Annotated in this window: 1 protein-coding gene; it reads left to right on the forward strand. The window is 74.5% G+C overall.

The features are described from left to right. Nucleotides 1–14 precede the first annotated feature (14 nt). Nucleotides 15–16,382 (forward strand): type I polyketide synthase, encoded by a 16,368-nt coding sequence (locus tag V5P93_RS16445; protein WP_104476571.1) that lies wholly within the window; start codon nt 15–17, stop codon nt 16,380–16,382. Nucleotides 16,383–16,554 lie beyond the last annotated feature (172 nt).

The following is a 16,554-nucleotide window of genomic DNA, read 5'->3' on the forward strand; positions in this document are numbered from 1 at the left end:
AAGGTGAGCCCCAGGTGTTCTCCCAGTCGACAGGGCCCGAGCCGATCGCGGTGGTCGGGGTGGCGTGCAGGCTCCCCGGCGCGCCGGACCCGACCGCGTTCTGGCGGCTGCTCGCCGACGGCGGCTCCGGCGTCGGCGCCGTCCCCGCGCACCGCGTCGACCCGGACGCGCTGGCCCGGCAGGTGGAACTCAGCCCGGGCGCGCGGTTCGGCGGCTACCTGGAGCACATCGACCGGTTCGACCCCGAGTTCTTCGGCCTGTCCCCGCGCGAGGCCGCCGCGACCGACCCGCAGCAGCGGCTCGTCCTCGAACTCGCCTGGGAAGCCTTGGAGGACGCGGGAATCCGGCCGCGGGACCTGCGCGACGGCCCGACCGGCGTGTTCGTCGGTTCCATCGCCGACGAGTACGCCGCGCTCGCCAAGCGGGGCCACATCACCCGCCACACCCTGGCGGGCACGACCCGGGGCGTCATCGCCAACCGCGTCTCCTACGCGCTCGGCCTGCGCGGCCCCAGCATCGTGGTCGACACCGCCCAGTCGTCGTCTCTGGTCGCGGTGCACCTGGCCGTGGAGAGCCTGCGGCGCGGCGAGTCCGAGGTCGCCATCGCCGGTGGCGTCAACCTGATCGTCGACCCGGCGGGCACCGCGGTCGTCGCCGAGTTCGGCGGCCTGTCCCCGGACGGCCGCTGCCACACCTTCGACACCCGGGCCAACGGCTACGTCCGCGGCGAAGGCGCCGCGCTCGTCGTCCTCAAGCCCCTGGCCAACGCGCTGGCCGACGGCGACGACGTGTACGCGGTGATCCTCGGCGGCGCGGTCAACAACGACGGCGCGGGCCAGGCCACCGGCCTCACCGTGCCGGACGCCGACGCGCAGGCCGACGTCATCCGCGCGGCCCGCGCCGCCGCCGGGGTCACCGCCGACGAGGTCCAGTACGTCGAGCTGCACGGCACCGGCACCCCGGTCGGCGACCCGGTCGAGGCCCGGGGCCTGGCCCTGGCCGGACCGGCGGACGTCGCCGTCGGCTCGGTGAAGACCAACGTCGGCCACCTCGAAGGCGCCGCGGGCGTGACCGGCCTGGTCAAGACCGTGCTCAGCCTGCGCCACCGGCACATCCCGGCCACCCTCAACCACGTCGAGGCCGCCGTCACCGGCGTTGACGTCCGCACCGAAGGCGGCGACTGGCCGCGCCCGGACGAGCGGCTGGTCGCCGGTGTCAGCTCGTTCGGCATGGGCGGCACCAACTGCCACCTCGTCCTCGCCGAGGCCCCCGCGCAGACCCACCCGGCCGCGACCACTGCGGGCCCGCTGCTGCTCAGCGCCCGCACCCCGGCCGCCTTGCGTGCCCTGGCGACCGCCGTGGCCGCGGTCGAGACCGACCACGCCGCCGTCGCGCGCGCCCTGGCCACGACCCGGACCGCGTTCGCCGTGCGGGCCGCGGTGACCGGGGACGTCCGCGCTGGGCTCGCGGCCGTCGCGGCGGGGGAGACCGGCGTGATCGGCGATCCCACACCGGAGGCGGAGCGGTTCGTCGCGGGCGACGACGTCGACTGGACCGCGGTGTTCGGCCCGCGCGGCGCCCGCGTCCCGCTCCCCACCTACCCGTTCCAGCGGCAGCGGTACTGGCTCGACACCGCCCCGACTGACGCAGCCGCCCGACCCGCCGACCTCGACGGGATCGTGGCCGCCGAACTCGCCGCCGTCCTCGGCCACCCCGACGCCGTCGACCGCACCGCGACCTGGTCCGACCTCGGCCTCGACTCCCTCGGCGTCACCGAGCTGCGCGACCGGCTCACCGCCGCGCTCGGCGTCGAGGTCACCACCGCCGACATCTACGGACACCCCACCGCCGCCGCCCTCACCGACCGGCTCCGCGGCCCACGCCCCAAGATCACCACCACTCGGCGCCACCGGGACGAGACCGACCCCGTGGTCATCGTCGGCATGGGCTGCCGCTACCCCGGCGGCGTCACCTCACCCGAGGACCTGTGGCGGCTCGTGCTCGAAGGCCGCGATGCCACCAGCGAGTTCCCCACCGACCGCGGCTGGGACCTCGACACCCTCTTCGCCGACGACCGCCCCGGCACCACCTACACCCGCCGCGGCGGCTTCCTGCACGACGTGGCCGACTTCGACGCCGAGTTCTTCGGACTCTCCCCGCGCGAGGCCCTGGCCACCGACCCGCAACAGCGCCTCCTGCTCCAGGTCACCTGGGAAGCCCTCGAGCGCGCGGGCATCGACCCGTTGTCCCTCAAGGGAACCGAGACCGGCGTCTACATCGGAGCCACCACCTCCGACTACACCCCCCGCCTGCACGAGGGCGACGGCAGCCTCGACGGATACCTGCTCACCGGCGGCACCCCCAGCGTGGCTTCCGGCCGCATCGCCTATGTCCTGGGCCTTTCCGGCCCCGCGCTGACCGTCGACACCGCCTGCTCCTCCTCCCTGGTCGCCCTCGACCTCGCCGTCCGGTCCGTCCGGTCGGGGGAGTGCTCGCTCGCGGTCGCGGGTGGCGCGACCGTGCTCGCGTCACCCGGCATGTTCGTCGAGTTCGCCCGCCAGCGCGGCCTGTCCCCGGACGGCCGCTGCCGCGCGTTCGGCGACGGCGCGGACGGCACCGGCTGGGCCGAAGGCGTCGGTGTGGTCGTCGTCGAACGCCTCTCCACTGCCCGCGCGGCCGGTCGCCCGGTCCTCGCGGTCGTCGCCGGGACCGGCGTGAACTCCGACGGCGCGTCCAACGGCCTGACCGCGCCCTCCGGCTCCGCGCAGGAACGGGTGATCGCCCGGGCGCTCGGCGACGCCGGTCTCGGACCGTCCGATGTGGACCTGGTGGAGGCGCACGGCACCGGCACCCGGCTCGGCGACCCGATCGAGGCCCAGGCGCTGATCGCGGTCTACGGCGGTGAGCGCGACCGGCCGCTGCTGCTGGGGTCGCTCAAGTCGAACATCGGCCACAGCCAGGCCGCCGCCGGGGTCGGCGGCGTGATCAAGGTCGTGCAGGCGCTGCGGCACGGCACCGTGCCCCGCACCCTGCACGCCGACGCGCCCACCCCGCACGTCACCTGGGCCGACGCGGGTGTGCGGGTCGCGTCGCGGCAGACGCCGTGGCCCCGGGTGGACCGGCCGCGTCGCGCCGGTGTCTCGTCGTTCGGCATCTCCGGCACCAACGCGCACGTCATCATCGAACAGGCCCCGACCGTCGACGAGGCAGGCGTCGACGTCCCGGTGCTGCTGACCGCACCCGACCAGGAAAGCCTGGTCCGGCAGGCGAAAGCGCTCCTAGACAACCTGCGGGACGCGCCTGCCGGGGAGATCGGCGCGGTCCTGGCCACCCGCGCCCGGCACCAGCTCGGCATCGCCGTGCACGGCGAGTCGATCGCGGACGCGCTCCGCTCGTTCGTCGACGGCGAGCCGCACGACGACGTGGTCCGGGGCGCCCGCCGACCCGGCAAGACCGTGTTCGTCTTCCCCGGCCAGGGCTCGCAGTGGGTGGGGATGGCGCGGGCGCTGCTCGACGAGTCCCCGGTGTTCCGCGCGGAGATCGAGGCCTGCGCCGCCGCGTTCGCCCCGCACACCGACTGGTCCCTCCTCGACGTCCTCGCCGGTGACGGCGCCGAGCTGGCGCGGGTCGACGTCGTGCAGCCCGCGCTGTTCGCCGTGATGGTGTCCCTCGCCGCCCTCTGGCGCGCCCACGGCGTCGAACCCGACGCGGTGATCGGCCACTCGCAGGGCGAGATCGCCGCCGCGTACGTCGCGGGCGCGCTGTCGCTCACCGACGCCGCCAAGGTGGTCACGCTGCGATCACAGGCGATCATCCGCATCACCGGCGACGCGGGCATGACGTCCGTCGCGCTGAGCGCGGACGACCTCGCCGAAGTACTCCCCACCTGGGGCGGAGCCCTCGAGATCGCGGCCAGGAACGCGCCGCGCTCGACCGTCGTCGCGGGTGCGGCCACCGCTCTGGACGAGCTGGCCGCGTGGTGCGACGAGCGCGGCGTGCGGGCCCGGCGCGTCCCCGTCGACTACGCCTCCCACACCCGCGCCGTCGAACCGCTGGAGCCGCACCTGGCCGCTGCGCTCACCGGCATCACCCCGCGCGCCACCGGCCCGGCGTTCTACTCGGCGGTCACCGCCACGAGGCTCACCGGCACCGAACTCGACGCGGGCTACTGGTACACCAACCTGCGGAGCCAGGTCCGCTTCGCCGACGCGGTGACCGCCGCCCTCGCCGACGGCCACGACCGGTTCATCGAGGTCAGCGCCCACCCCGTGCTCGTCGGCGGGATCGAGGCCGTGCTGGACGGCGCGGGCGGCGTGCTCGGCAGCCTGCGCCGCGACCGGGGCGACACCGCCGAGTTCCGCCGCGCCCTCGCCGCCGCCGACCTCGTCGGCGCGCCCGTGCGCTGGCCCCGGCCCGGCCGGTGGGTCGACGTGCCGACCTACGCGTTCGAGCCGCGCCGCTTCTGGCTCGCCCCGACCGCCCGCTCGACCGACCGCGACGGGCACCCCGTGCTGGGCGCGCTCGTCCCGCTCGCCGACGGCGGCGCGGTGGCGAGCGGCGTACTCGACCCCGCGATCCACACCTGGGTCGCCGACCACAGCGTCCTCGGGACCGTCCTGGTCCCCGGCACCGCCCTCGTCGACCTCATCGCGCACGCCGTCCCGGAAGGGCTCGGCTCGCTCACCCTCGAAGCGCCGCTGCCGCTGGCGGCGGTGACCCGCGTACAGGTCCGAGTGTCGACTCCGGACGAAGTGGGCAAGCGCTCGGTGTCGCTGCACTCGCGGACGGGCGACGGCGACTGGACCCGGCACGCGCACGCCGTCGCCGGACCGGTCGACCTCCCCGCCGGGCACGTGGACCCCGTCGGCGACCCGATCGACGTATCGTCCGTCTACACGCGACTCTACGAACTCGGCTACGACTACGGCCCCCGCTTCCAAGGCCTGACCGCGGCTTGGCGTGAAGGGGACACCGTGGTCGCCGAGGTCGCCGCCGCGACCAGCCCCGACGGCTACGGCCTGCACCCCTCCGTGCTCGACGCCGCGCTGCACCCCGTGGTCGCGGGCCTGACCCCGATCACCCCCGGCGCGGCGGGCCGCCCGCTGCTCCCGTTCGCCGCCGAGGGCGTCCGCCTGCCCGCGCGCGCCGAGGGCCTGCGCGTCCGCATCGAACCCCTGGGCGAGTCCCGCGTCCGCCTGGTGCTGGCCGACGGCGACGGCGTGATCACCGGCGGCATCGACTCCCTGTCGTTCCGCCCCCTCACCCCGACCCGCCCGCCGGTCCACCGCGTCGACTGGCGACCCGCGACCTTCGGCACCGCCGACGCCACCGTCCTCCCAGGCGCAGGCGACACCACCTTCGTGACCGGTACCGGCCAGGCCACCGACACGTTCGTGCTGCCGATCGCCTCCGGAACCGGGCACACGCCATCGGAAGCCCTGGCACTGACCACCTTCACGGTCGCCGAGCTACAGCGCGTCCTCGCCGAGCCAGACGGCCGCGTCATCGTGGTGCGCCGGTCCGACGACCTCGCGGCGGCGGCCGCCGACGGCCTGGTCCGCTCGGCCGCCGCCGAACACCCCGGCCGCGTCGCGCTCGTCGTCGTGGACGAACCGACTCCCGTGGAGGTCATCGCCGGTATCCGCGAACCCGAGGCGCGCGTCACGCCGGACGGCGTCCTCGTGCCCCGGCTCGTCACCGCCGAACTCGGCGACGCGGGGGAGTGGCCGTCCGGCACGGTACTGATCACCGGCGGCACGGGCGCCCTCGGCGCGCTGGTCGCCCGCCACCTCGCCGCCCCCGGCCGCCACCTCCTGCTCGCCAGCCGATCCGGCCGCGCCCCCGACCTCGCCGACGAACTGCGCGAGCACGGCGCGGAGGTCACCGTCGCGGCCGTCGACGTCGCCGACCGCGCCGCGCTCGCCGCTCTGCTCGACACCCTCCCCGACGACAAGCCGCTGCGCGCGATCGTGCACGCCGCAGGCGTCCTCGACGACGCCACCGTCCTCGCCCTGACCCCCGAACAACTCGCGACCGTCCTGCGCCCCAAGGTCGACGCGGCCTGGCACCTCCACGAACTCGCCCCCGACGTCGAGCGGTTCGTCCTGTTCTCCTCGGCCGTCGCCGCCGTCGGCGCGCCCGGCCAGGCCAACTACGCCGCCGCCAACTCCTTCCTCGACGCCCTCGCCACCCACCGCCGCGCCCAGGGCCAGGCCGCCACCTCCATCGGCTGGGGCCTGTGGTCCACCAGCGGTGTCATGACCGACCACCTCACCGCCGACGACCACACCCGCCTCGCCCGACGCGGCATCGGCCTCATCGCGCCGGACTTCGGCCTCGACGTCCTCGACAGCGCGACCCACCCGCACCTCATCGCGTCCACCCTCGACATCGCTGTGCTCCGCAAGGAAGCCGTCGCGGGCACCCTGTCGCCCCTGTTCGCCACCCTCGTCGGCACCCCGATCAAAGCGTCCGGCAGCGCCTGGACCCAACGCCTACGCGGTGCCGCCGACCCCACCCGAACCCTCGTCGCCCTCCTACGCGAACAGACCGCCGCCGTCCTGGGCCACCCCGACGCCACCCGCGTCGACACCGACCGCGCCTTCAAGGACCTCGGCTTCGACTCGCTCACCGCCGTCGAACTCCGCAACCGCCTCACCGCCCAGACCGGCCTGCGCCTCCCCGCCACCCTCGTCTTCGAACACCCCAGCGTCACCGCCCTCGCCGACCACCTCCTTCCCCAGCTGACCACAGTTGTCCACAGCCCCCATCCGAACGCCCCGAAACTGTCGTCCCCCACCACTACGCTGGAACTCGGGGGGCCGACGGCCGCCCAAGATCAAGACTTCAGTGATCCGGTCGTCATCGTCGGCATGGGCTGCCGCTTCCCCGGCGGCGTCACCTCACCCGAAGACCTCTGGCGCCTCGTCCTCGACGGCCGCGACGCCACCGGCGACTTCCCCACCGACCGGGGCTGGGACCTCGACACCCTCTACGCCGAAGACCCCGACCGCCCCGGCACCACCTACACCCGCCGCGGCGGCTTCCTCCACGACGCCGCCGACTTCGACGCCGAGTTCTTCGGCATGTCCCCCCGCGAAGCCCTCGCCACCGACCCGCAACAGCGCCTCCTGCTCCAGATCACCTGGGAAGCCCTCGAACGCGCGGGAATCGATCCCCTGTCCCTCAAGGGTTCCGACACCGGCGTCTTCATCGGCGCCATGTACGAGGACTACGCCTCCCGCCTCCGCGAGGTCCCCGCCGAGCTGGAAGGGCTGTTGCTCGCGGGCAACCAGTCCAGCGTCGCGTCCGGCCGCATCGCCTACGTCCTGGGCCTTTCCGGCCCCGCGCTGACCGTCGACACCGCCTGCTCGTCCTCGCTGGTCGCGCTCGACCTCGCCGTCCGCTCGGTCCGCTCCGGAGAGTCGACCCGGGCCATCGCGGGCGGTGTCGCGGTCATGGCCTCACCCGGCGTGTTCGTCGAGTTCGCGCGCCAACGCGGCCTGTCCGCCGACGGCCGCTGCCGCGCCTTCGCCGCCGACGCCGACGGCACCGGCTGGTCGGAAGGCGCGGGCGTCGTGGTCGTCGAACGGCTCTCCACCGCCCGCGCCGCCGGTCACCCCGTCCTCGCCGTCGTCCGCGGCTCTGCCGTCAACCAGGACGGCGCGTCCAACGGCCTCACCGCCCCCAACGGCGCCGCGCAGGAAGCCGTCATCCGCAAGGCCCTCGCCGCCGCCGCGCTGGCCCCCGGCGACGTCCAGGCCATCGAGGCGCACGGCACCGGTACCCGCCTCGGCGACCCCATCGAGGCCCGCGCCCTGATCACCGTCTACGGCGGCACCCGCGCCACCCCCGCGCTGCTCGGCTCGCTCAAGTCGAACATCGGCCACACCCAGGCCGCCGCGGGCATCGGCGGCGTCATCAAGATGGTCCAGTCCCTGCGCCACGGCGTCCTCCCGCGCACCCTGCACGCCGAGAACCCCACCCCGCACGTCGACTGGCGGGACGCCGGCGTCACCCTCGCCACCGCCACCACCCCGTGGCCCGCGACCGACCGTCGACGCGGCGCGGTCTCCGCCTTCGGCATCTCCGGCACCAACACCCACGTCGTCCTCGAACAGTCCCCGGACCAAGACCCCGAACCGACCCCGGACACCACCGACCTGCTGGTGCTCTCCGCCCGCACCGAACAGGCGTTGCGCGCGCAGGCGGCCCGGCTGGTCGACGCGCCGAACGCGGGCTACACCCTCGCCCGCCGCGCCAGGTTCGGCGTGCGCGCGGCGGTCCGCGGCGCGGAAGGGCTGCGGGCACTCGCCGAAGGACGCGAACTCCCCGGCAAGGCCGGGGACGGCAGGCTCGGCGTCCTGTTCTCCGGCCAGGGCAGCCAACGCGCGGGCATGGGCGCCCGGCTGCTCGGCGACGGGCTCGACGAGATCGCCGAACACCTCGACCCGCTCCTGGACGTCCCACTCCGCGACCTGGTCCTGGACGCGGAACTCCTCAAGGAGACCCGCTACGCCCAACCCGCCTTGTTCGCCGTTGAAATCGCCGGATACCGGGAGATCGAAAAGTTCGGGATCACCCCGGACGTCCTCATCGGACACTCGATCGGCGAGTTCGCCGCCGCGCACGTGGCCGGGGTGCTCAGCCTGCCCGACGCCGCGAAAATCGTAGTGGCGCGCGGCCGGTTGATGCAGTCGGCCCGACCGGGCGCGATGGCGGCGGTGGAGGCCACGGTCGAGGAGGCCGAGGCTTTCGAGCACGTCGAGATCGCGGCGGTCAACGGGCCGCGCGCGGTCGTGGTGTCCGGCGACGCCGACGCGGTCGACGCCGTGGTCGCCGACTGGAAGGCCGGGGGCCACCGCGCCACCCGCCTGCGCGTCGGTCACGCCTTCCACTCCGCGCACATGGACGACGTCCTCGACGAGTTCCGCGCTGTCCTCGCCACCGCCACCTTCCACGAGCCCCGCGTCCCGATCGCGTCCACGGCCCTGGGCCGGATCACCGACGAGGTCACCGACCCCGAGTACTGGGTCCGGCAGCTGCGCGGTCGGGTCCGGTTCGCCGAGGCGGTCGAGGCCGCGCACGCCGACGGCGTGACCACCTTCCTGGAGGTCGGACCCGACGGCGGCCTGGCCGCGGCGGCCCGGCAGACCGTCGACGTCGTCGCCGTGCCCCTGCTGCGGCCCGGAAAGGACGAGTTCGAGACCCGCGACACCGCCCTGGGCGCCCTGTTCACCGCCGGGGTGCCCGTCGACCTCACCCCGCTCTACCCGCGCGGCCACGTCGTCGACCTGCCCACCTACCCCTTCCAGACCCGCCGCTACTGGATCGACGCCACCCCCGGCCGCGGCGACGCGACCGGACTGGGCCTCACCCCCGCGCCGCACCCGCTGCTGGGCGCCGTGGTCGACCTGCCGGACGGCGGACTCGTCGCCACCGGCCTCCTCGCCGCGAACACCTTCGCCGACCACCGGATCGACGGCCGGACCGTGGTCCCCGCGGTCGCGCTCCTCGACGTCATCACCGCGCTGGTGGGCCCGAACGTGGACGACTTCGTCGTGCACCGGCCGGTCGAGGTCGAGCAGGACACCCGGCTCCGCGTCACGGTCACCCCGGGCGGCGACGTCACGATCGCCGCCGGACCGGACTGGGACACCCACGCCACCGCCGCCCGCGGCACCGCGACCGACACCCCGACCGCACCCCGGACAACGCCCGCCGACCCCACCGACCCCTACCGCGAGCTGGCCGGCAACGGGTACGAGTACGGGCCGACCTTCCGGGGCCTCCGGGCCATCGCCCGCGTCGGCGACACCGTCCAGGCCGAGGTGGAGGTGCCCGAATCCGCGCACAGCGCCATCGCGCTCCTCGACGCCGCCCTGCACGCGTTGGTCATCGAACGACCGAACCGCGTCCCGTTCGCCTTCGACGGCGTCTGGTACAAACCCGGCACCGCGCGCCGGGCGACCGCGTTCCTGACCGAGATCGACACCGACACCTACCGCGTCCTCGTCACCGCCGACGGCGAACCCGTGTTCCGCGTCGACCGGTTGCGCCTGCGAGGACACGCCACCGACGCCGACCTCTACACCGTGCGCTGGACCCCGACCGCGACAAGCGACTCCGTGCCGCACGTGGTCGTGGACGTCACCGACGTCGACCAGGTCCGCCGAGCCGTGCTCACCGACGGCCCCCGCATCGTCTTCCGCGCCAACGGCATCCACACCCCCGAAGTGGCCGCCGCGTGGGGCTTCATCCGCGCGGCACAGGCCGAACGCCCCGGCCGTTTCGCGCTGCTCGACACCGACGGTACCGCCCCGGACACCGCCGAGTTCCCGGAAGCGTCGATCCGCGCGGGCCGCGTCCACCGCCCGCGCCTGGTCCCCGCCGGGAACACCCCGGACACCCCCGACCTCACGGGCGGGACCGTCCTGATCACCGGCGGCACCGGCGCCCTCGGCACCCGGCTCGTGCGACACCTGCGGGAACGGCACGGCGTCGGTGAAGTCGTCGTCGTCAGCCGCGGCGGCCGTGCGGTCGAAGGCGCCCGATCCATCGCACTCGACATCACCGACGCCGACGCGGTCGCCGTGCTCCTGACCGAACTCGGCCCGCTCACCGCCGTCATCCACGCCGCCGCCATCGCCGAAGACGCCATCATCGAGCGCGTCGACCCGGAGGCGTTGCGCCGCACCTTCGACGTGAAGGTCCGCGCCGCCCAGACCCTGGACGAACTGACCCGCGAACACCCACCCGCCGCGTTCGTGCTCTTCGGCTCCGTCGCCGGCGTCCTCGGCACGGCGGGCCAGGCGGCCTACGCGGCAGCGAACTCCGCACTCGACGCCGTCGCGCGCGCCCGCGTCGAAGCGGGCCTACCGGCCACCGTCGTCCACTGGGGACTTTGGGACCTCGCCGACGGACTGGCGGGCGGCCTCGCCGCCCGCGACCGCGAACGCCTTGCCGCAGCGGGCATCCGACCGCTCACCGAGACCGACGGCCTCGCCCTTTTCGACCGGGTACTCGGCGTCCAGGGCAGTGTCACCGCGGCCCGACTCGACCTCGGCGCCGTCGCCCGACACCGCGCCTTCCCGGTGACCGCGACCGCCTCCGGAGACCTCGACGACGTCGTCCGCACCGCCATCGCCGCGGTCCTCGGCCACGACTCCGCCGCCGACATCGACCGCGACCGCCCCTTCACCGAACTCGGCTTCGACTCCCTGATGGCCGTCGACCTCCGCAACCGCCTCACCGACCGCCTCGGCACCCGACTGCCCACCACCATCGTCTTCGACCACCCCACCGCCGCCGCCCTCACCGACCACCTCCGCACCCAGCTGTCCGCAGTTATCCACAGCCCCCACCCGAACGCCCCGAAACTGTCGTCTCCCGCGACTAAACCGGAACTTGGGGGGCCGACGGCCGCCCGAGATCAAGACTCCAGTGATCCGGTCGTCATCGTCGGCATGGCCTGCCGCTTCCCCGGCGGCGTCCGCACCCCCGACGACCTGTGGACCCTCCTCCGCGACGGCACCGACGCGATCACCGAGTTCCCCACCGACCGCGGCTGGGACCCCGCCCTGTTCGACCCGGACCCGGACCACCCCGGCACCTCCACCGTCCGCCACGGCGGTTTCCTGCACGACGCCGCCGACTTCGACCCCACCTTCTTCGGCATCAGCCCCCGCGAGGCCCTCGCCGTCGACCCGCAGCAACGCCTGCTGCTGCACACCGCCTGGGAGGCCGTCGAGGACGCGGGCATCGACCCCACGACCCTGCGCGGCAGCCAGAGCGGCGTGTTCGTCGGCGTCATGTACTCCGACTACGGCGCCCGCCTGCACCAGCGCCCCGGCGCCAGCGGCGACCTGGAGGGTTGGCTGGTCAGCGGCAGCGCGGGCAGCGTCGCCTCCGGCCGCGTCGCCTACACCCTCGGACTGGAGGGCCCGGCGGTCACCGTCGACACCGCCTGCTCGTCGTCGCTCGTCGCCCTGCACCAAGCCGCGCAGGCGCTGCGCGCGGGGGAGTGCGACCTCGCGCTCGCCGGTGGCGCCACGGTGATGGCGAGCCCGGCCACCTTCATCGAGTTCTCCCGCCAGCGCGGCCTGGCGCCGGACGGCCGGTGCAAGCCGTTCTCCGCCGACGCCGACGGCACCGCGTGGGCCGAGGGCGCCGGGATCCTCGTCCTGGAACGGCTCTCCGACGCGCGCCGCCACGGCCACCGCGTGCTCGCCGTGGTCCGGGGCTCCGCGGTCAACTCCGACGGCGCCTCCAACGGCTTGACCGCGCCGAACGGCCCGTCGCAGGAGCGCGTCATCCGGCGCGCCCTGGGCGTGGCCGGGCTGCGGCCCGCCGACATCGACGTGCTGGAGGCCCACGGCACCGGCACCCGGCTCGGCGACCCGATCGAGGCCGGGGCGGTGCTGGCCACCTACGGCGCCGACCGCGCCGGGCGCGCGCCGCTGCGGATGGGCTCGGTGAAGTCCAACCTCGGCCACACCCAGGCCGCGGCGGGCGTCGCCGGGGTGATCAAGCTCGTGCAGGCCATGCGGCACCGCGAACTGCCCGCGACCCTGCACCTGCGCGAACCGAGCCCGCACGTGGACTGGTCGGCGGGAACGGTCGTCGTGCCCGCCGAGACCACCCCGTGGGACACCGACGGACCGCGCCGCGCGGCCGTGTCGTCCTTCGGCATCGGCGGCACCAACGCGCACGTGATCCTCGAAGAAGGACCCGACCCCGCCACGCCGGACCGGCCGGACGACGGCACCACCCGCGTCTGGGCGCTGAGCGCGAAGACACCCGAGGGCCTGCGCTCCCAGGCCGCGCGCCTGGCCGAGCACGTGCGGACCACCGACCCCGACCTGACCGACCTGGCGTTCTCGCTCGTCACCACGCGCACGCGTTTCCCGGTGCGCGGGGCCGTTGTGGGCGCCTCCCGCGAGGACCTCCTACGCGGTCTCGATCACCTCGCGGCCGGGACCACCGGCGACGGCGTGGTCACCGGGTCGCCCGCCAAGGGCGCGGTCGCGCTGCTGTTCACCGGGCAGGGCAGCCAGCGGACCGGCATGGGAACCGCGCTGCGCAGCCGGTTCCCCGTCTACGCCGACGCGTTCGACGCGGTCGCCGACGAGTTCGGCAGGCACGGCATCGACGTCCGAGCCGCCATCGCGGGCACCGAACTCGACCAGACCCGCAACACGCAGGCCGCGCTGTTCACCGTCGAGGTCGCCTTGGCCCGGCTGCTGGAGTCGTGGGGGCTCGTCGCGGCGGGCGCCGCCGGGCACTCGATCGGCGAACTGGCCGCCGCGCACGCCGTCGGCGCCCTGTCGCTGGCCGATGCGGTGGCGGTCGTCGCCGCTCGGGGCACGCTCATGCAGGCGCTGCCGACCGGCGGGGCCATGGTGTCCGTCCGCGCCGCGGTCGACGAGATCCCCGACGGGGTCGACATCGCCGCCGTGAACGGGCCGAACTCGGTGGTGCTGTCCGGGCCGGAGGACGTCGTCACCGCCGTCGCGGCCGGGTTCGCGCGCACCAAGCGGCTCACCGTCAGCCACGCGTTCCACTCGGCGCTGATGGACCCGATGCTGCCCGGCTTCCGCGACGCCATCGGCACCCTCGACGCGCGCGAACCCGCGTACCCGCTGCTGTCCACCGTCACGGCCGCCCCCGCCGACGCGCGGCGGCTCGGCTCGGCGGACCACTGGGTCGACCAGGTGCGGGGAACCGTGCGCTTCGCCGACACCGTGGCCGCGCTCGGCGCCGGGGTGTTCGTCGAGGTGGGGCCGGACGCGGTGCTGACCACGCAGGTGGGGGAGACGCTGCCGGACGCGGTCGCCCTGCCCGCGCTGACCCGCCGCGCCGACGACCTGACGGCGGTGTGGACGCTGGTCGCGCGGGGTTTCGTCGCCGGGATCGGCTGGGACTGGCGGGCTCTGTACCCGGAAGCCGCACCCATTCCCTTGCCCACCTACGCCTTCGCCCGCGAGCGGTACTGGCTCGACGCGCCCGCACTGGCCCGGCCGGATGCCCCCGGTCACCCGTTGCTCACCGGTGCCGTGACGATCCCCGACACCGATCAGACCGTCTACACAGGACTTGTCTCGCTCGCCGCTCAGCCGTGGCTTGCCGACCACGCGGTGTTGGGGACCACGCTGGTGCCCGCTGTCGCGCTGGTCGAGTTGGTGGGGTGGCTCGGTGCGCGGCACGGCAAACCCGTTGTGGAGGAACTCGTCCTGCACGCGCCGCTCATCGTCACCGAGACCGTCGACCTTCGGGTCACTGTGGATGGCGACTCGCTACGCGTGCACAGCAGGGTCGGCGACGAACCCTGGTCGCTCAACGCCGAAGCCACCGTGGCCGACTCGGGACCCGAGGACGTCTGGGATGGCCACCGTCCTGCCGCCGAGCCTGTTCCCGTGTCGTACCAGGCACTCGCGGCACTCGGGTACGACTACGGCCCGGCGTTCCGGAACCTGATCGCGCTATGGCGCGACGGCGACCACCGGTACGCCGACGTCGCCCCGGCCTCGGCGGTCGGCGCGCTGGACGCCGTGTTGCACGCGTGGATCGCCGACCGTGAACCGGGAGCCCCGGTCGAGATTCCCTATGCCTGGCGCGGAGTCCGTACGCACACCGTGCCGGAGGGGCCGCTACGGGCGCGGATCACGTCGACCGGCGCGGACTCGTTCGCCGTGAGCGTCATCGACCGAGCCGGGCGCCCGGTACTGACCGCCGACGAGGTCCGGCTCCGCCCCACGAGCGGACTCGGCGGAGTGCGCGTACCCGCGCCCTACGAGGTGGTGTGGGTACCGACCCCGCTGCCGTCGGGCAACGCCGAGGTCCGAGTCGTCGAGCCGGACACCTCCGACCCCCGTGCGGCCTTCCGCGAGGTCCGGGACCTGATCCTGACCGCGCCGGAGCACGTCGTCGTGGTCACCCGGGGCGCGGTGGCCGCCGTCGACGGCGACACCGTGGCCGACCCGAACGCCGCTGTGCTGTGGGGCCTGGTCCGCACGGCCCGCGCCGAGCGACCCGGCCGCGTCAGCGTCATCGACACCGACGACGACCCGTCCAGCATCGCCGCGTTGTCGGCGATCGCCGCCGGGCGGCCGGGTGAGGTGGCCCTGCGTCGCGGTGGGGTCTCGGTTCCGCGCCTGCACACCCCGACCCGGTCGGACACCCCGGTCGACTTCGGCGACGGGACCGTGCTGCTCAGCGGCGCGGGCGGTGCGCTCGGCGCCGCCGTGGCCCGGCACCTGGCCGACACCCACGGCGTGCGGAAGCTGCTGCTCGTGTCACGGCGGGGGCAGGCCGACCCGGCGCTCCGGGCACTCGGCGAGGAGTTGGGCGCGGAGGTCCGCGCGGCCGACCTGGCCGACACGGACGCCACCCGTGCGCTGCTTGACACCGTCCCCGACCTCACCGCCGTCATCCACGCGGCAGGTGTGCTCGCCGACGGCGTCCTCGAGAACCTGACGGACGACGACGTGGACCGTGTCTTCCGCGCCAAGGTGGACGCCGCCTGGACCCTGCACCACCTCACCGCCGACCGCCCGCTGCGCGTCTTCGCGCTGTTCTCGTCCATCGCGGGCGTCATCGGGAACGCGGGCCAGGCCAACTACGCCGCGGCCAACACCTTCCTCGACGCCCTCGCCGCCCACCGTCAAGCCTCGGGTCTCCCCGGCACCTCCCTGGCGTTCGGCCTCTGGGACACCGGCATGGGCGCCGAACTGGACGCGGCCCACCGAGCCCGGATCGCCGGACTCGGCCTCCGGGCCGCCACCATCGCCGAAGGGTTGGTCCACTTCGACGCGGCCCTGTCCTCCGGTCGGGCGACCACCGTCCCCGCGCTGATCTCCGCCCGCCCCGGCGGTCCGGAGATCTTCGCCGACCTGGTGCCGCGCCAGAAGACCACCACGGTGACCCTGGTCGAACGAGTGTCCACTGTGGATGTCGAAGCCGCGCGACGGATCGTCCGCACCACGGTGGCCGACCGGATCACGGAGGTGCTGGGCCTGGCCGTGGTCCCCGACGACACCGGCCTGTTCGACCTGGGGCTCGACTCGCTGACCGCCATCGAGCTGCGCACCAAACTCGGCCTCGACATCGGTGGCCAACTCCCGGCGACTCTCCTGTTCGACCACCCCACAGCCGCTGCCCTCACCACCCACCTCCTTGACCTGGTCACCGACACCAAACCCGACCTGTCCGCCCTGGACGCACTGGTAAGCACCGCCCACCGCGACGACAACACCCGCGCCGACATCATCGCGGCCCTCAAGGCGGCCTTGGCGGACCTGGGTGACACCCCGGACGCCTTCGGCGTGGACTCGGCCACCGACGACGAGCTGTTCGGGCTACTGGACAAAGAACTCAGCGAATGAGCGAGTGCAACGGACGGTGGCGGGGTTCTCCGACCACTGTGATTGGGGCATCTCCTCGCCGCTCGCCCGCGAGATCGCGCCGGTCTCCGGACTGAGCGATTTCGCGGGGCCCCCTGGGGCCTCGCGAAATCGGGAGGGAAGAGATCGGATCAAAGGCGATCTGGCCGCCGAG

The organism is Actinokineospora auranticolor, assembly GCF_041897805.1.
GTDB lineage: Bacteria > Actinomycetota > Actinomycetes > Mycobacteriales > Pseudonocardiaceae > Actinokineospora > Actinokineospora auranticolor.